This is a genomic window from Bradyrhizobium huanghuaihaiense (assembly GCF_007830635.1).
In the GTDB taxonomy this organism is placed as follows: Bacteria; Pseudomonadota; Alphaproteobacteria; order Rhizobiales; family Xanthobacteraceae; genus Bradyrhizobium; species Bradyrhizobium huanghuaihaiense.
In genome coordinates this window covers 271,927-287,493 of record NZ_VLLA01000003.1, presented here as the reverse complement: position 1 = coordinate 287,493, position 15,567 = coordinate 271,927, and the positions used below count along the sequence as shown (strand labels likewise).

The window sequence follows — 15,567 nt, the reverse complement described above, 5'->3', positions numbered from 1 at the left end:
ATTTTGGAACGATCTTATAACGTTGCGTTGTCTTACATCATCGGCAGATAGTCTCGGGCGCCGGTGCTGAGAGTGTAGCGCTCCCCCCTGACAGGCCGGAGTGGTTTGCACCATGTCGGGTCTCGAAAAGGAGCATCCGATGCCGGCAAACCTCGCTGCCGCATTGATCACGAAGCTGACCGTGTCCAACGACCTGGATGCCGATGACATCCGCGCCATTCAGAGCCTTCGGATTCGCGAGCGGCATCTCGACGCTGGCCAGATCATCGTGGCCGACGGAGAGCGGCCCACTGACTGTTGCCTGATCGCGGATGGATTCGCGTTCCGCTCGAAGACGACGGCGGATGGAGAACGACAGGTTCTCTCCATCCACATCCCGGGAGAAATCCCTGACCTTCAAAGCCTTCATCTCAAGGTCATGGATCATGACCTTGTCACCGTCACGCGTTGCAACCTGGGTTTCATCTCCCACGACGATCTGAGGGTGATCAATCAACGACGCCCGAACCTGGCAGCGGCCCTGTGGCGCGAAACGCTGATCGACGGGGCGATCTTCAGGGAATGGATCGTCAATGTCGGACGAAGGGAGGCGACACCGAGAATGGCCCACCTGTTGATTGAACTGCATCGGAGGCTCACGGCAATCGGTCATACGCGAAATGGGGAGTTCGGCTTGCCCATTACTCAGGCCGACCTTGGAGATTGCCTGGGATTGTCGGTGGTGCATACCAACCGGGTGCTCCAAAACCTCCGGAAGGAGGGATTGGTAACGGTGAGCAGATCAGAGTTTCACATCCTCAAGCCCAGGGAGATGGAAGAGCTGGCGGGCTTCGACCCGACCTATCTGCATCTCAGTCCCAGCACTTAATTGAGCTTTTGGGCCCGCACATCGATGCGGTAGAGCGGATCACCCTCCCGGTGGACAACGAGGGACCAATCGCCTCCGTTGGGGTTGAGCGTGGATTCAATGTCCCTCACGGTGCGGAGCGCCTGATGCCAGGCTTCTTGATCATTCGGCAGCTCTTCGCTGTCAGAGAAGTCACCGCCGTTCGAGATCTTGAAGGAATATCGCGTCATCCAGTTGAACGGTGGGGACCGGCGGGGCGTTCCTAATCGTCAGCCGGGTCCACGCTCGGAACACACTTGTTGCAACGGGACAATGGAGGTTGAGGGCGGAGGCAGCTTAGGAACGATCGGGCCGGGTTGCGGTTGCGGCAATGAAGGCAGTCGAATGACAGTGTGATTTGATGACGCATATCATCTTCAGCGACTACCGCAATGCGGCCGCCGAGCAGGCATATGATATCGCGTGGGACTTTCTCGCGCGCACGGGGGCGATCCGGGATGAATTCGAGGCGTGCGTATTCCTCGCGCAGCGCGTCGCCACGATGGTTGACGAAGGACAGACCAATCGCATCCGGATGGCCAATCGCGCGATCTCCGAATATCAGCATCACATCATCGAAGGCGGCGATCTCGCCCGCTGTGGCGGCTGTCGCGGCGCGCATTGAGCCTGCGGGCCGTCCTCACGCGCCGAAGCTCTTGCCTTAAAATGCCGAAAGCGGCGATCCGGGACCATCGTCAGGCCAAGAAGGCCGGTAACCCTTTCCCCATATTGGGTTGACCCCGGCGGCCGATCTGTCAGAGAAGGACAGCGGCCGGAACGGGAAGCCGGCGGCCCCTCGAGGTGTGTTGGGAGTGGGTGGCACATATGGCTGAGCGGATCGCTCTCATCACTGGCGTGACCGGCCAGGACGGCGCCTATCTCGCCGAATATCTGCTGTCGCTCGGCTATGTCGTGCACGGCATCAAGCGGCGCTCGTCCTCGTTCAACACGGCGCGCGTCGACCATCTCTACCAGGATCCGCATGTCGGCAACGTGCCGTTCCTGATGCACTATGGCGACATGACGGATTCGACCAATCTGATCCGCCTGGTGCAGCAGATCCGCCCCACGGAAATCTACAATCTCGCAGCCCAAAGCCACGTCGCCGTCAGCTTCGAGAGCCCGGAATACACTGCGAATGCCGACGCCATCGGCGTGCTGCGCCTGCTGGAGGCGATCCGCATCCTCGGCATGGAGAAGGAGACGCGGTTCTACCAGGCCTCGACCTCCGAGCTCTACGGCCTCGTGCAGGAGATCCCGCAGAAGGAGACGACGCCGTTCTATCCGCGCTCGCCCTATGGCGTGGCCAAGCTCTACGGCTACTGGATCACGGTGAACTACCGCGAAGCCTACGGCATGTTCGCGAGCAACGGCATCCTGTTCAACCACGAGAGCCCGATCCGCGGCGAGACGTTTGTGACCCGCAAGATCACGCGTGGCGTGTCGCGCATCGAGGTCGGGCTCGAGGACGCGCTCTATCTCGGCAATCTCGAGGCCAAGCGCGACTGGGGCCATGCGAAGGACTACGTCGAGGGCATGCACAGGATTCTGCAGGCCGACAAGGCGGATGATTTCGTGCTCGCCACCGGCGAGATGCACTCGGTGCGCGAGATGGTCGAGCTGTCGTTCGCGCAGGTCGGTCGCCGCATCGTCTGGCGCGGCAAGGGCGTCGAGGAGACCGGCATCGACGAGAAGAGCGGCAAGACGGTCGTGAAGATCGATCCGACCTATTTCCGCCCGACCGAGGTCGATCTCCTGATCGGCGATGCCAGCAAGGCGCGCGAGGTGCTCGGCTGGACGCCGAAGCGGACGTTCGCGGAGCTCGTCGCGGAGATGATGAGAAGCGATCTGGCCGAGGCGAAGCGGGATGCAGGCCATGGCAAGCCTACCGTTTGAGCTCAAGGGCAAAAGCGTCTACGTCGCCGGCCATCGCGGCATGGTCGGCAGCGCGCTTGTGCGCCGGCTCGAGCGGGAAGACGTCAGGCTTGTCACGGTGGGTCGGCGCGAGGTCGATCTGCGCAACCAGGCCGCGGTGTTCGACTGGTTCGCGCGGTTGCGGCCGCAGGTGGTGTTTCTTGCTGCCGCCAAGGTCGGCGGCATCGTCGCCAATGATACGCTGCGCGCCGAGTTCATCTACGACAACATCGCGATCGCCGCGAACGTGATCCAGGCCGCGCATCAGAACGGCGTCGAGAAGCTGATGTTCCTCGGCTCCTCCTGCATCTATCCGAAGCTGGCGCCGCAGCCCTTGCGCGAGGACTCGGTGCTGACGGGTCCGCTGGAGCCGACCAACGAGCCCTATGCGATTGCCAAGATCGCGGGCATCAAGATGGTCGAGGCCTATCGCAGCCAGTACGGCTGCGACTTCATCAGCGTGATGCCGACCAATCTCTACGGCCCCGGCGACAATTATCACCCCGAAATGAGCCACGTCGTCGCCGCCCTGATCCGCCGCTTCCACGAGGCCAAGGTGTCGGGCGCGAAGAACGTCGTGGTCTGGGGCACCGGCACGCCGCGGCGCGAGTTCCTCTATGTCGACGACATGGCGGATGCCTGCGTGCACCTGATGAAGACCTATTCCAGCGCGGAACTGGTCAACATCGGCACCGGCGAGGACATCACCATCGCCGAATTCGCGCGCCTCGTCGCCGACATCGTCGGCTACAGCGGCGAGATCTCCTTCGACACGTCGCGGCCCGACGGCACCCCGCGCAAGCTGCTCGACGTCAGCCGCCTCGACAAGCTCGGCTGGCGCGCGACGACGTCGCTTCACGATGGCTTGACGCGCGCATATGCGGCGTATCAGGCGGGCGCGCAGTGACCGCGCTGCAGCAGGAACCTTCGCCGCAAGCGCGAGTTGGCCGGTCGGGCAGGGCGAGAGTCACACGAGGCCGACCGTGCAGCAAGACGTGCGTGTGCGCAGCACCGCGCAAATCGCGGGCCATCCGATTCATCCGATGCTGGTGCCGATTCCGATCGCGTGCTTCATCGGGGCGCTGCTGACTGACATTGCCTATGTCGTCAGCGCCGAGATCATGTGGGCGAATTTCTCCGCCTGGCTGCTGCTCGTTGGCGTCATCTTCGGCGTGCTGGCGGCGATCGCGGGCCTGACCGATTTCCTCGGCAACCGCCTGGTGCGCGCGCAGCCGCCGGCCTGGCCGCATCTGCTCGGCAACGCGCTGGCGCTGGTTCTCGCGACCTTCAATGCCCTGATCCACACGCGCGATGGCTGGACCTCGGTGTGGCCGACCGGGCTCATCCTTTCGGTGATCACCGTGCTGATCCTGCCCGTCACCGGCTGGCTCGGCTGGGCCATGGTCTATCGTCACGGCGTGGGAGTTGCGCGATGACGTCCATGCTTGCCCGTGCGCTCTGGTGCGCCTCGCTGCTGTGCCTCGCCGGCTGCAATGACGGCAGCGGCGATCCAAATGCGCAAATCGGCGCCAACCCGAAGCTCCCCGAGATTCAGCAATACCTGCTGCCGCCGATGCATATCGCGCGCATCGTCGGCTGGAAGAAGGATGAGACGCCCACGGTCGCACAGGGCTTGCAGGCCAAGGCCTTCGCAACGGGCTTGCAGCATCCGCGCTTTCTCTACGTGCTTCCCAACGGCGACGTGCTGGTGGTGGAATCCAAGGCGCCGAAGGGAGCTCCGATCAAGCGGCCCAAGGAAATCGTGATCGGCTACGTCGAGGCCTGGGCGACGTCAGGCGGCGATACCGGCGAGAGCAATCGCATCACGCTGCTGCGTGACACGAACGGCGACGGCGTGCCCGATATGCAGAGCGTCTTCCTCGACCATCTCAACTCGCCCTTCGGCGTCGCGCTGGTCGGCAACGATCTCTATGTCGCCAACACCGACGCCATCGTCAAATATCCCTACACCGAAGGCGATACCAAGATCACCGCGCCGGGCACGGTGCTTACGCCGCTGCCGGGCGGCCCGATCGATCATCACTGGACCAAGAGCCTCGTCGCGAGCCCCGACGGCTCGAAGCTCTATGCCGGCGTCGGCTCCAACAGCAACATCACCGAGAACGGCATGGAAGCCGAGCACAATCGCGCCGCCATCCTCGAGGTCGATCGCGACAGCGGCCGCTGGCGCATCTTTGCGAGCGGTCTGCGCAATCCGAACGGCCTCAGCTTCGAGCCGCAGACCGGCGCACTGTGGACGGTCGTGAACGAGCGCGACGAGCTCGGCCCCGACCTCGTGCCCGACTACATGACCTCGGTGAAGGACGGCGGCTTCTATGGCTGGCCCTACAGCTATTACGGCCAGCACGTCGATCCCCGCGTCAAGCCGGAGCGGCCCGATCTCGTCGCCAAGGCGATCGTGCCCGACTACGCCTTGAGCTCGCATGTCGCCCCGCTGGGAATGGCTTTCTACACCGGCACAAGCCTGCCGAGCGCCTATCGCGGCGGCGCCTTCGTCGGCGAGCACGGCAGCTGGAACAGGCAGAACCTGAACGGCTACAAGGTCGTGTTCGTGCCGTTCAGCGACGGCAAGCCGAGCGGGCCGGCACAGGACGTCGTCACCGGCTTCCTGAACAGCGACAACCACGCGCGCGGCCGTCCTGTCGGCGTCGCCATCGACAAGACCGGCGCGCTGCTGGTCGCCGACGACAGCGGCAACACGGTGTGGCGGGTGAGCGCGACGCATCCGCAGCTCACGCAGCGATAGTGCCTGGATATTAGGAGAGCTGGAGGAGGAGACCATGGGCCTTGCTCAATACGCGATCGTGCCGGTGCAGGACGAATGGGGCGTGCTGCATGACGGCGACGTCAAGAGCAGATACGCCACCAAGGAAGCCGCTTTCGAGTCGGCGGTCGCGGCGGCGTCGCTGGCACTGCGCGAGGGACATGAGGTGCATGTCAGCGTGCCCGGTCGCGAAGCCGGCGAGAATGCGCTGGGAAGCTAGGGCGTGTACCCGTCAATCACGCTGCACTGGATGTCTGCTATGCTCCCGACGGCGGTAGGGAAGCTGACATAGCCTGACTTCGCTTGTGGGCCATTGGACGCCCGCATTGCAACAAGAAAGCCTACGCGGTCCTCACCGGTGCGGCGAGCGCCAGCGCCGCCACGGCATCCGCCATTCCCGGCGCATCTGCATAGGTAACCATGTGACCGAACCTCAAGCTGAACGGGGCATCGACGGATTGTAGATCGCCGAACGTTGCCGAGAGGATATACCAAACTCCCGGTGATCTATGCGACCGGTTTCCTCGCCCGTCGCGCCCCGCCCGGTGCCCCTGATGTTGCAGCAGCCCTATCGTCCGGAGGACATTGTCGGTGCCGGTAGCATCGGATCGGGCGGAGGCGTCGCCTTGATCAATCGAGCTTTGTGGCGCGCCGCGCTGGCGGATAGAGGCCGGCTTCGGCGACGCCAAGCTGATCCGAAAGCTCTGCGACGTGCTCGAGGACAACCTGAGCGCCCCTTATTGAAGCCAGACTACCCACCGAGCGAATGCTCGAGGAAGAAGCGCAGCATTTCCCTCGTCGCATCCGGCCCTTGCGGATCAGTGTAGGACCCGGCGGGGCTGCCGCCTGACCACGCGTGTCCGGCGCCATCGATGTTCCAGTGTTCGGAGATCGCCCGACCGGCCCCGTCGATCAGGACGGTGCGAGTATAGGCATGGCCGTGGGGTATGCGTCCGCGAAGTACCTTCGTCGTCGGCCTCGTTGCCCTGGCGGACTGCTCGATAATCTGATCACCATTCTTTGGATGCACCGTAGTGTCGCGATCGCCATGGAAAACGATGGTCGGCACAGAAGTTTTGCCATCCGCGTTTGCCTTGGAGCCGCCTCCCTGTCGCATGGCGACGAACGCGGAGGGAAGATCGCTCGCGGCCCCGCACGCGAGGCCTGAATGGATACCGACGGCCGCGTACAGGTCGCTATACGTTGCGCCCATGATCGCGGCGGCGGCCCCGCCGGCCGACAGACCCGCGACGTATACGCGCTTCGGATCGATCGCATGGTCGCGCATGATCTGGCGGGTAATACCGGCGATCATCGAGGGCTCGCCCCCGCCGCGACGCTGATCGCCGGTGCGAAACCAGTTCCAGCACTTCGACTGGTTGGCTCCGCTCGGCTGCTCAGGATAGACCACATAGCAATTCTGCTCTTCCGCCAGGAAGTTCATCCGGGTGCCGGCCGCGAAATCGTCCGGCGACTGGGTGCAGCCATGAAGCATGACGATCAGGGGAAGCCGTTGTCCCTGACAGCGGCTTGGGATGAACAGCTTGTAGGTCCGGCTTCCCGCGGCGTTGCTGAAGGTACCGGCGATAAACCGTGTGCCCTCGGGCGCGATGTCCGATGAGGACAGAGGAGCGCGCGTGATCGGACTTCGCAGGCCAAGCCCGGAAAAATCTCGCATGCCGTCGAGCGGTAAGGAGCGTCTGCGTCCCTGAGCAGAGCGGGCCGGCGATATCTGCGGAGCTTCCCGCTCCTCGACGACGTCGGCCGTGGCGTCGATGGTAAGCGGATCGAGCGGCGGAAGCCGAGCCTGAGCGGCGTTGCGAGATTCCGGTCTTGGAGCGCTACCGCCCTGGAGCATGCGCTGCAGGAGCGCGGTGGCCTCGACCAGTTGGCCGGCACGCGTAAGGCGGGTTGCTTCGCGGACTATGTCTTGATTCAGCATCGTTCACCTCATTCTGTCGGCGAGAGCGGCCTTGACCGCGGGAGTGGCGTGAAGGGCCCCCAGCACCGAGACCGACGCGATTGTCGCGCGAGCCAACTCGGGAGTGACGTCCTGGGCGATGGTGGCTAAGCCCAAAACATTGATCTGCAGCATCTCGCCGGCGCGGCGCGCCGCTTCGAGATCCTCGCGAGTGTAGTTGCGCAGCCCGAGGTCCAAGTTCTTCCGGGCCGTGGATTGTCTGACGACCTCTACGTGGCGCTCGAGCTGGTTCCGGATTGCTGTCCGGATGAAATCGGTCCGGTTCGAATAGAACCCTTCCCGCACCATGAGATCGACATGACCGAGGTCGACATAGCCAAGGTTGATCGTGATTTTCTCGGTGTCGGGAGCCTTGGGTCGCAGCTCATGCACATTATTGGCCATAGCTAAACTTCCATTCTAACCATCCCATTGGATGGTGCATGGAGGTCATATAGATGTTCTCGGGCCGCTTTCAAGGGATCAAGCGGATAGACCGGCGCCAAGAGCGCGAGATCTGGATGCCGCAGCGGGTCGGCGTCTCGATGGCCTCGGCGGAGCTCCTGATGTCGCGCATCCGGCGAAGGTCAACGACCTCTGCCGCGACCGAAGACACAACCGGCGAGCACGCCGCTTGCGATCCCCGACGGCCAGCTCGTTCAAAGCGCATCACCCGACCAAACCACCCACGCTGTTCAATCCGCCGGAGTGATTTCTCGCGGCGGCGTGCCAATGGGGGTCCGCGCGCCTATCGCCGCCCCGACGGTCGCTCCGGCCTTGATAACATCATGTTAGGTTTATCGCATAACTGGGTAATTGTGTTAGCCCGGCGAAAGCCTATTGTTGGGACCAATCAGACAGCCATCGGCAATGACAAGCGCTCCGCGAAGCTCCGCGGAGCGTCCGGAGAGTGCTGTCCGATTTCGACCGAAGCCCGCCAACGGGACGTCGATAAACCCAGTGGAGGAATTTCTGAGATGACCACGACTCGCGCGATCCACGACAGGAGTCAGTCCAAGAAGGCTGCTGCGAGCGGCTGGATTGGCTCGGCTCTCGAATATTATGACTTCTTCATCTACGCGACTGCCGCCTCGCTGATCTTCCCGCAAATCTTCTTCCCGTCGGAAAATCCCACCGTCGCCATCATCGCTTCGCTGGCGACCTATGGCGTCGGCTATGTGGCCCGTCCGATCGGCGCCTTCGTCCTCGGACATTGGGGCGACACCCATGGCCGCAAGACCGTGCTCATCGTCTGCATGTTCCTGATGGGCATCTCGACCATGGCCGTCGGCCTTCTGCCGACCTATCACCAGGTCGGCATCCTCGCGCCGATCCTGCTCGTCATCCTGCGCCTCGTGCAGGGATTTGCCGTTGCCGGTGAAATCTCCGGCGCGAGCTCGATGATCCTGGAGCACGCGCCGTTCGGTCGGCGCGGCTTCTACGCGAGCTTCGCCCTTCAGGGCGTGCAGGCCGGACAGATTCTCGCGGCAGCCGTGTTCCTGCCGCTGGCCGCCTACATGCCGACCGAGGCCTTCAACAGCTGGGGCTGGCGGATTCCCTTCCTGCTCAGCTTCTTCGTCATCGTCGCAGGCTACATCATTCGCCGCGAAGTCGACGAAACCCCCGCCTTCGCCCGAGAGGGCGAGCGGGGAGAAACGCCACGGTCGCCCATCGTCCAGGCCATCAAGCTGAGCTGGCGCGACATGCTCAGGGTCATCTGCATGGCCCTGATGAACGTCATCCCCGTCGTTGCGACCATCTTCGGTGCGGCCTATGCGGTCCAGCCGGCCTATGGCATCGGTTTTGCCAAGGACGTCTATCTGTGGATCCCGGTCCTCGGAAATATGCTGGCCATCTTCGTCATTCCCTTCGTCGGCAATCTCTCCGACAAGGTCGGCCGCAAGCCTCCGATCGTCGTGGGTGCGCTCCTCTCCGGCCTGCTGGCCTTCGGCTATCTCTATGCGATCAGCATCAGGAACGTGCCGCTTGCGATCCTGCTGTCGCTGCTGATGTGGGGCGTCGTCTACCAGGGCTACAACGCGATCTTCCCGAGCTTCTACCCGGAGCTGTTTCCGACCCGCACCCGGGTGTCGGCGATGGCGATCTCGCAGAACATCGGTACGACCATCACCGCGTTGCTTCCCGCCCTGTTTGCGACCGTGGCGCCTCCCGGCTCGGACAACATCCCGTTGACGGTGGGGGCGATCGCCTTCGGCATCACGGTCATCGCGGCGCTGGCGGCCGTCTCGGCCCGGGAAACCTATCGGATCCGCATCGACGATCTCGGCAACCCCAAGGCCGTTCCGATGCCACAGGCCGACTATGAGCGGCAGCGTGCGGAAGCTGCGGGCGGAGCGGCCGCAGTTCAGACCTGACGCTGACGTAAGAAAGCCTGCCGCTGCGAGCGATGATGTTTGCAGCGGCAGGGCTCGACTTGTTATGTAACTGCCTAGTCGAACTCGGCGCGCGCGAGCGCGATCATCATGAGGTCCAGGGATGAACCCCGTCGTCGTTGCTGTCGCTATCACCGGCTCCGTTCCGCGCAAGAAGGACAATCCGGCGGTGCCCATCCTGCCGTCCGAACAGATCGAATCGACCCACCAGGCCTTCGAGGCCGGCGCCACGCTTGCCCATATTCATGTTCGCAACGATGACGAGACGCCGTCCTCGGATCCTGAACGCTTTGCGCTGGTGCAGGAGGGCATCAGGATACATTGTCCGGGGATGATCGTTCAGTTCTCGACCGGCGGGCGCGGACGCGATCCCTCGGCGCGCGGCTCATCGCTCTATCTCAAGCCGGACATGGCCTCGCTGTCCACGGGATCGGTGAACTTTCCGACCATCGTCTACGAGAACAGCGCCGCCCTGGTCGAGACTCTCGCCACCGGCATGAAGGCGAATGACGTCCGGCCGGAAATCGAGATCTTCGATCTGTCGCATCTGCATGGCGCCCGCCGCCTGATCGAGGCGGGGCTGATGGACGCACGTCCGCATGTGCAGTTCGTCATGGGCGTCAAGAACGCGATGCCGGCCGACGAGCACGTCCTCGACATCCTTCTGGCAGAGCTCAAGCGCCTGATTCCGAAAGCGACGTGGACTGCTGCCGGGATCGGGCGGCACCAAGCCGAGGTCATGGGCTGGGCGCTCGCGCGGGGCGCTGATGCGGTTCGCACCGGGCTCGAGGACAATATCAGGATCGACAAGACGCGGCTCGCCGCCAGCAACGCGGAGCTCGTGACCGTCGCCTGCGAGGCGGTCGCGCGCCACGGTCGGCGCGTTGCGACCGCGGCCGAGGCGCGATCCTTGCTCGGGCTCGCGGGATAGGGGCTACTGCCTCCTCCTGACATGCTCAAGGCTGCCGACTGCCATTCGGCGGCCGGCATTCCGCTGCGCCAAGACTCCCGCTATGACGGGTCTGTGCACAGGCACGCAGCTGGGGCAGGCGACGTTTGGAATGCGGTTCTTGAAATCTGACGGCAGGCTCATCGGGGTCCTGCTGGTGCTTGCAATCACCCAGCTCATTGGATGGGGAACGATCGGCCTTCCGCCCATCATCGGCCGCGACCTTGCCGCCGATCTCGGCATGAGCCTGCCGATGGTGTTTGCGGGCACCTCGACACTTTACGTCACCATGGGACTGTGCGCGCCCTGGCTCGCCAAGGCTTTCGCGCGGCATGGGGCGCGCAAGGTGATGATGATCGGCACGGTCGTCAGCGTGCCCGGATTCGTGCTTCTGTTCTTCGCGCGCGACCCGGCCCTCTATTTCGCCGCCTGGATCGTCTTCGGCCTTGCCGGCAGCGCCACGCTCTCGACCGGTGCCTATATCATGCTCAACGAGGTCGCCGGGCGGCAGGCCAAGAGCGCGATCGGCGCGCTCATGCTGGTGACGGGACTTTCGAGCAGCATCTTCTGGCCGGCCACATCGTTCCTGAACGGTCTCGTTGGCTGGCGCTGGACGTGCCTCGTCTACGCCGCCATGCTGATCGTGGTCTCGCTCCCGCTCTATGCGTTGGCCGCGCCGCGCCGGAGCGTCGCGAAGGACGAGGGCCCGGTGCCGGCAAGGCACGCGGATGCGCCGCCGGTTGCGCGCAGCACCTTCGGCCTCGTGGTCTCCGCGATCACCCTCAATGCCTTCGTCAATTTCGGCCTCGGTGCCGTGTTCATCGAGCTGCTGCGGGCGGAGGGGCTGGCGCCGGCCCAGGCGGTCGCGTTCGGCTCGATGCTCGGCGTCATCCAGGTCAGCGCCCGTGGGCTCGACTTCCTCGGCGGCGGGCGGTGGGACGGCATCACGACCGGGCTGGTGGCCGGCACGGCGCTGCCCGTCGCCATGCTTCTTCTGATGATGAGCGAAGGGGCGACCTGGGCAGTCGCCGTCTTCATCCTGCTCTACGGCGCCGGCAGCGGCGCAATGGCGGTGGCGCGGGCGACTATCCCGCTGGTGTTTTACGACCAGGCCGAGTTCGCCAAGGCGATGTCGATGATCGCATTGCCGCTCAATCTCGCCTCCGCGCTGTCTCCGCCGCTGCTGGCCGGCCTGCTCACCCAGTACGGCAGCCGCAGTGCGCTCGGTCTCACCTTCGTCTGCTCCTGCGCAACGGTGCTGATCCTGGTCCTGCTCGGCCGCCGGCGGCCGCAGGTCGCGGCCGCAGCAGCGACCTGACGCTATATTCGCGACACGGAAATTCTCAGCACGGTCGCTCCCGCTGCCGGCGCGCGGATGCCCTTATGCCCGGAGCGCAGTGCTCAGGGCGCGAAAATGGTGTATCCGCAGGGAGCGCGGCCTGGCTGGAGCCACCGCGCCAACACCAGTTCCCGGAGGAAACCGACATGTCGGCCTTGCCGCTCTCAGGCATCAAGATCCTTGATCTCACGCGCGTCCTTGCCGGGCCCTTGTCGGCCCAGATGCTGGGCGATCTCGGGGCGGAGGTGATCAAGATCGAGCGGCCGGGCACCGGCGATGACGCGCGCGCCTTCGGCCCGCCTTACCTGACCGATCCCGACGGCAAGTCGAACAACAACAACTCGTTCTATCTCTGCGCCAACCGCAACAAGAAATCGGTCACGGTCAACATCGCCAAGCCGGAAGGGCAGGCGATCATCCGCGAGCTCGCCAAGGACGTCGACGTCTTCATGGAGAACTACAAGGTCGGCGATCTCAAGCGCTACGGGCTCGACTACGAGACGATCAAGGCGATCAACCCCGGCATCATCTATTGCTCGGTGACCGGCTTCGGCCAGACCGGCCCCTACGCGCCGCGCGCTGGCTATGACGCCATCCTGCAGGCGATGGGCGGGCTGATGAGCGTCACCGGCCATATCGACGGCGAGCCGGGGGAGGGCCCGATGAAGGTCGGCCCGTCGATCGTCGACTACATGACCGGCATGAATGCCTCGATCGGGATTCTGTCGGCGCTCTACAATCGCGACGCCAATGACGGGCAGGGACAGCACATCGATGTCTGCCTGTTCGATACCGTGATCGCATCGCTGTCGCACTGGCTGCAGATCTACCTCGTCAACGGCAAGACCCCGCCGCGCCGCGGCACCTGGGGCAATGGCGGCATGCCGGCCGGCGTATTCCGCTGCACCGACGGCGAGCTGATGCTGGTGGTCGGCAATGACGGTCAGTTCCAGCGCACCTGTGCCGTGCTCGGCGAGCCTGAGCTTGCCAATGACAAGCGCTTCATCAAGAACAACGACCGCGTCGTGCACGGCAAGGAGATCATGGCGATCTTCGCCGGCTTGTTTCTTAAAAAACCGGTGGCGTACTGGCTGGACAAGCTGGAGGAGGCCGGCGTGCCCTCGGGGCCGATCAACAATTTCGAGCAGGTGTTCTCCGACCCGCACGTCCAGTCGCGCGGCATGCGGGTGAAGACTGAGCACAAGTTCGAGCCGGAGCTGTCGCTGATCCGCAACGCGCTGACCTTCTCAGAGACTCCGGTCAAGGACTACCGCGCGCCGCCGCTGCTGGGCGAGCACACACAGGAGGTGCTCGGCGGCAAGCTCGGCTATGATGCCGGGAAGATCGAGGAATTGAAGCAGCAGGGGATTATCTGACGCGCTCTTACCCTCCCCTGGAGGGGGAGGGTCGATGCGCATGCAGCGAAGCGGAATGCGCAGCGGGGTGGGGTGACGGTTTCTCCGCGTCGGACGCTGCCCGTGTTGAGAGATCACCCCACCCCGGCGCTTCGCGCCGACCCTCCCCCTCCAGGGGAGGGTAAGACAGGCTCGCGCTCCTAAAGTTACGGCAAGATCGGACAACTGCGCATGACCGCCAAAACCATCATCACCTGCGCCATCACGGGCAACCTGACAAAACCCGAGCAGTCGCCGTACCTCCCCATCACGCCCGAGCAGATCGCGACATCCGCGCTGGAGGCCGCGGAAGCCGGTGCTGCCATCGCCCACATCCATGTGCGCGATCCCGCAACGGGACGTCCCTCGATGGAGATCGATCTCTACCGCGAGGTGATGGAGCGCATCCGTGCCCGTAACAAGAGCCTCGTCATCAATCTGACGACCGGTCCCGGCGGACGTTTTGTTCCTTCGCACGAAGACCCCCGCGTCGCCGGCCCGGGCACCACGCTGCTTGCCCCTGAGAAGCGCGTCGAGCACATCGAGCTGCTCAAGCCCGACATCTGCACGCTCGATCTCAACACCATGAATTCCGGCGGCGAGGTCGTGATCAACACGCCGCGCAACGTCCGCATCATGGCCGAACGGATGAAGGCCGCCGGCGTGCTGCCGGAGATCGAGCTGTTCGATTCCGGCGACTGCCATCTGGCGCGCGACCTGTTCGCCGACGGCACGCTGAAGGGCCCGGGCCTGTTCTCGCTCGTGCTCGGCGTGAAGTACGGCTTCTCGGCGACGCCGGAGACGATGTTCTATGCCCGCAGCCTGCTGCCGCCGGGCGCGATCTGGTCCGGCTTCGGCATCGGCCGCGCCGAATTCCCGATGGTGGCGCAGGCCTATTTGCTCGGCGGCCATGTCCGCGTCGGCATGGAGGACAATCTCTATATGTCGAAGGGCGTGCTGGCGAAGACCAATGCCGAGTTGGTCGCGCATGCCGCGGGCATCGTGAAGAGCCTCGGTGCGAGCGTTGCGACGGCGGAAGATGTGCGTGCCATGCTGGGGCTGGCATAACGCTGTGTCGGCATCGGATCGCTAACCAGAGACTGGTGACGACAACGTGGCGTTCGCGCGGCCTTGCGTGGAGCTTGCGCGCAATCCCCAGATAATCCCGGTCCGTAGTCGCACAGGCTTCCACTCGGCGCGCGACTCTGATTCGATCTCTTCACGTGAGCGCGGGAGGGAACGAATGTCCTACACCATCGGGTTTCAGTCCAAGAACCAGAAGTCCATTCTGGCGACTGAGGCGGCAACCGCCAATCAGGCCGTCGCCATCATTGCCGCACTGCGGCAAAGCGCCGACGAAATAAAGTTCATCCGCTCGCCGCAGGAAGGTGAGATGGGCATCGAGATGCTGCTGCTGCTCGCCAAGGAAGAGGCCGAGGAGATGCCGCGGCGGGCGTAATTCCCGCAACCACACTTCGAGCCTAAGCGAAGCATGCCGGCTGCAGAATGATGTAGCAAGGCGTCAGTCTCGCTCCAATCGAAGGTGGCCGCCATGAAACGCGAAGCGCTCCGCGTCGAACCGATCTCGTCGTTTCTCGATCGCTGGAAGGCGCCGACCTCGCCGGTGACGCGCGCCGGCAACATGATCTTCGTGGCCGGGCTGCCGCCGTTCGATCCCGAGACCGGCGAAATCGCCGCCGCTCCGATCGAGCGCCAGAGCGAGATCATCATGGAGCAGATGAAGCTCTGCCTCGAGACGGCCGGCGCCTCGCTCGACAACGTCATGAAGTGCAACGTCTACTGCACCTCGACAAAACACTTCGCCGCATTCAACGCGGTCTATGCGCGCTACTTCCCGCACGATCCGCCGGCACGGATCTTCGTCTGCACGCCGGAATGGTTTGGTCCCTTCGACGTCGAGATCGACTGCATCGCGATGATGTGAGG

17 protein-coding genes are annotated in these 15,567 nt (G+C 64.0%); 14 read left to right on the top strand and 3 right to left on the bottom strand.

The features are described from left to right. Positions 1 to 112: 112 nt before the first annotated feature. Positions 113 to 868 carry a Crp/Fnr family transcriptional regulator gene (locus tag IQ16_RS09115; RefSeq protein ID WP_018647177.1) on the top strand — a complete coding sequence of 252 codons (756 nt, stop codon included), beginning with the start codon at positions 113 to 115 and terminating at the stop codon, positions 866 to 868. Here the strand turns inward: IQ16_RS09115 and IQ16_RS09110 are convergent. Then, positions 865 to 1,077, bottom strand: a complete 213-nt coding sequence (locus tag IQ16_RS09110; protein ID WP_018647178.1) for a DUF6894 family protein — start codon at positions 1,075 to 1,077, stop codon at positions 865 to 867. The genes IQ16_RS09115 and IQ16_RS09110 overlap by 4 nt on opposite strands. Before the next feature lie 170 nt (positions 1,078 to 1,247). Here IQ16_RS09110 and IQ16_RS09105 point away from each other — a divergent pair, with 170 nt between their 5' ends. The 6 genes from IQ16_RS09105 (at position 1,248) to IQ16_RS09080 (ending at position 5,805) form a co-directional block, all read left to right on the top strand. Then, positions 1,248 to 1,511 carry a hypothetical protein gene (locus IQ16_RS09105; protein ID WP_018647179.1) on the top strand — a complete coding sequence of 88 codons (264 nt, stop codon included), beginning with the start codon at positions 1,248 to 1,250 and terminating at the stop codon, positions 1,509 to 1,511. Between the two features lie 200 nt (positions 1,512 to 1,711). Continuing rightward, entirely contained in the window at positions 1,712 to 2,782 is a 1,071-nt protein-coding gene (gene gmd, locus IQ16_RS09100) for a GDP-mannose 4,6-dehydratase (protein ID WP_145831402.1), read from the top strand. Further along, a complete protein-coding gene (gene fcl, locus IQ16_RS09095) occupies positions 2,763 to 3,707 on the top strand; it encodes a GDP-L-fucose synthase (protein WP_145831401.1) in 945 nt (314 codons plus the stop codon). Before gmd ends, fcl begins: the two co-directional genes overlap by 20 nt. Before the next feature lie 76 nt (positions 3,708 to 3,783). Next, positions 3,784 to 4,236 carry a DUF2231 domain-containing protein gene (locus IQ16_RS09090; protein ID WP_026312659.1) on the top strand — a complete coding sequence of 151 codons (453 nt, stop codon included), beginning with the start codon at positions 3,784 to 3,786 and terminating at the stop codon, positions 4,234 to 4,236. Beyond that, positions 4,233 to 5,567: a PQQ-dependent sugar dehydrogenase gene (locus IQ16_RS09085; RefSeq protein WP_018647183.1), complete on the top strand. Its 1,335-nt coding sequence runs from the start codon at positions 4,233 to 4,235 to the stop codon at positions 5,565 to 5,567. Before IQ16_RS09090 ends, IQ16_RS09085 begins: the two co-directional genes overlap by 4 nt. Before the next feature lie 34 nt (positions 5,568 to 5,601). Beyond that, positions 5,602 to 5,805, top strand: coding sequence for a hypothetical protein (locus tag IQ16_RS09080; protein ID WP_018647184.1), 204 nt, complete (start codon positions 5,602 to 5,604; stop codon positions 5,803 to 5,805). A gap of 531 nt (positions 5,806 to 6,336) precedes the next feature. On the opposite strand, the gene IQ16_RS09070 is transcribed toward IQ16_RS09080, so the two are convergent. Together IQ16_RS09070 and IQ16_RS09065 are read right to left on the bottom strand one after the other, a co-directional pair. Continuing rightward, the gene (locus tag IQ16_RS09070; protein ID WP_018647185.1) at positions 6,337 to 7,527 is read right to left on the bottom strand and encodes an extracellular catalytic domain type 1 short-chain-length polyhydroxyalkanoate depolymerase; all 1,191 of its coding nucleotides are present in this window, start codon (positions 7,525 to 7,527) and stop codon (positions 6,337 to 6,339) included. A 3-nt stretch (positions 7,528 to 7,530) separates the two neighbouring features. Then, entirely contained in the window at positions 7,531 to 7,950 is a 420-nt protein-coding gene (locus IQ16_RS09065; protein WP_018647186.1) for a CopG family transcriptional regulator, read from the bottom strand. A 572-nt stretch (positions 7,951 to 8,522) separates the two neighbouring features. Here IQ16_RS09065 and IQ16_RS09060 point away from each other — a divergent pair. The 7 genes from IQ16_RS09060 (at position 8,523) to IQ16_RS09030 (ending at position 15,565) form a co-directional block, all read left to right on the top strand. Beyond that, a complete protein-coding gene (locus tag IQ16_RS09060; protein WP_018647187.1) occupies positions 8,523 to 9,920 on the top strand; it encodes an MFS transporter in 1,398 nt (465 codons plus the stop codon). A gap of 121 nt (positions 9,921 to 10,041) precedes the next feature. Then, positions 10,042 to 10,869, top strand: coding sequence for a 3-oxoadipate:acetyl-CoA acetyltransferase (locus IQ16_RS09055; protein WP_018647188.1), 828 nt, complete (start codon positions 10,042 to 10,044; stop codon positions 10,867 to 10,869). A gap of 130 nt (positions 10,870 to 10,999) precedes the next feature. Beyond that, positions 11,000 to 12,205: an MFS transporter gene (locus IQ16_RS09050; RefSeq protein WP_026312660.1), complete on the top strand. Its 1,206-nt coding sequence runs from the start codon at positions 11,000 to 11,002 to the stop codon at positions 12,203 to 12,205. 167 nt (positions 12,206 to 12,372) lie between these two features. After that, complete coding sequence (locus IQ16_RS09045) at positions 12,373 to 13,602, top strand: CaiB/BaiF CoA transferase family protein (RefSeq protein ID WP_018647190.1); 1,230 nt, start codon at positions 12,373 to 12,375, stop codon at positions 13,600 to 13,602. Between the two features lie 210 nt (positions 13,603 to 13,812). After that, entirely contained in the window at positions 13,813 to 14,688 is an 876-nt protein-coding gene (locus IQ16_RS09040) for a beta-keto acid cleavage family enzyme (RefSeq protein ID WP_018647191.1), read from the top strand. 175 nt (positions 14,689 to 14,863) lie between these two features. Then, positions 14,864 to 15,079 (top strand): hypothetical protein, encoded by a 216-nt coding sequence (locus IQ16_RS09035; protein WP_018647192.1) that lies wholly within the window; start codon positions 14,864 to 14,866, stop codon positions 15,077 to 15,079. A 93-nt stretch (positions 15,080 to 15,172) separates the two neighbouring features. After that, a complete protein-coding gene (locus IQ16_RS09030) occupies positions 15,173 to 15,565 on the top strand; it encodes a RidA family protein (protein ID WP_026312661.1) in 393 nt (130 codons plus the stop codon). Positions 15,566 to 15,567: the final 2 nt, after the last annotated feature.

Coding starts and splice junctions, on each gene's coding strand:
- IQ16_RS09115 (WP_018647177.1), top strand. CDS start 113: ATGTCGGGTCTCGAAAAGGAGCATCCGATGCCGGCAAACCTCGCTGCC.
- IQ16_RS09110 (WP_018647178.1), bottom strand. CDS start 1,077: ATGACGCGATATTCCTTCAAGATCTCGAACGGCGGTGACTTCTCTGAC.
- IQ16_RS09105 (WP_018647179.1), top strand. CDS start 1,248: ATGACGCATATCATCTTCAGCGACTACCGCAATGCGGCCGCCGAGCAG.
- gmd (WP_145831402.1), top strand. CDS start 1,712: ATGGCTGAGCGGATCGCTCTCATCACTGGCGTGACCGGCCAGGACGGC.
- fcl (WP_145831401.1), top strand. CDS start 2,763: ATGGCAAGCCTACCGTTTGAGCTCAAGGGCAAAAGCGTCTACGTCGCC.
- IQ16_RS09085 (WP_018647183.1), top strand. CDS start 4,233: ATGACGTCCATGCTTGCCCGTGCGCTCTGGTGCGCCTCGCTGCTGTGC.
- IQ16_RS09080 (WP_018647184.1), top strand. CDS start 5,602: ATGGGCCTTGCTCAATACGCGATCGTGCCGGTGCAGGACGAATGGGGC.
- IQ16_RS09070 (WP_018647185.1), bottom strand. CDS start 7,527: ATGCTGAATCAAGACATAGTCCGCGAAGCAACCCGCCTTACGCGTGCC.
- IQ16_RS09065 (WP_018647186.1), bottom strand. CDS start 7,950: ATGGCCAATAATGTGCATGAGCTGCGACCCAAGGCTCCCGACACCGAG.
- IQ16_RS09060 (WP_018647187.1), top strand. CDS start 8,523: ATGACCACGACTCGCGCGATCCACGACAGGAGTCAGTCCAAGAAGGCT.
- IQ16_RS09055 (WP_018647188.1), top strand. CDS start 10,042: ATGAACCCCGTCGTCGTTGCTGTCGCTATCACCGGCTCCGTTCCGCGC.
- IQ16_RS09050 (WP_026312660.1), top strand. CDS start 11,000: ATGCGGTTCTTGAAATCTGACGGCAGGCTCATCGGGGTCCTGCTGGTG.
- IQ16_RS09045 (WP_018647190.1), top strand. CDS start 12,373: ATGTCGGCCTTGCCGCTCTCAGGCATCAAGATCCTTGATCTCACGCGC.
- IQ16_RS09040 (WP_018647191.1), top strand. CDS start 13,813: ATGACCGCCAAAACCATCATCACCTGCGCCATCACGGGCAACCTGACA.
- IQ16_RS09035 (WP_018647192.1), top strand. CDS start 14,864: ATGTCCTACACCATCGGGTTTCAGTCCAAGAACCAGAAGTCCATTCTG.
- IQ16_RS09030 (WP_026312661.1), top strand. CDS start 15,173: ATGAAACGCGAAGCGCTCCGCGTCGAACCGATCTCGTCGTTTCTCGAT.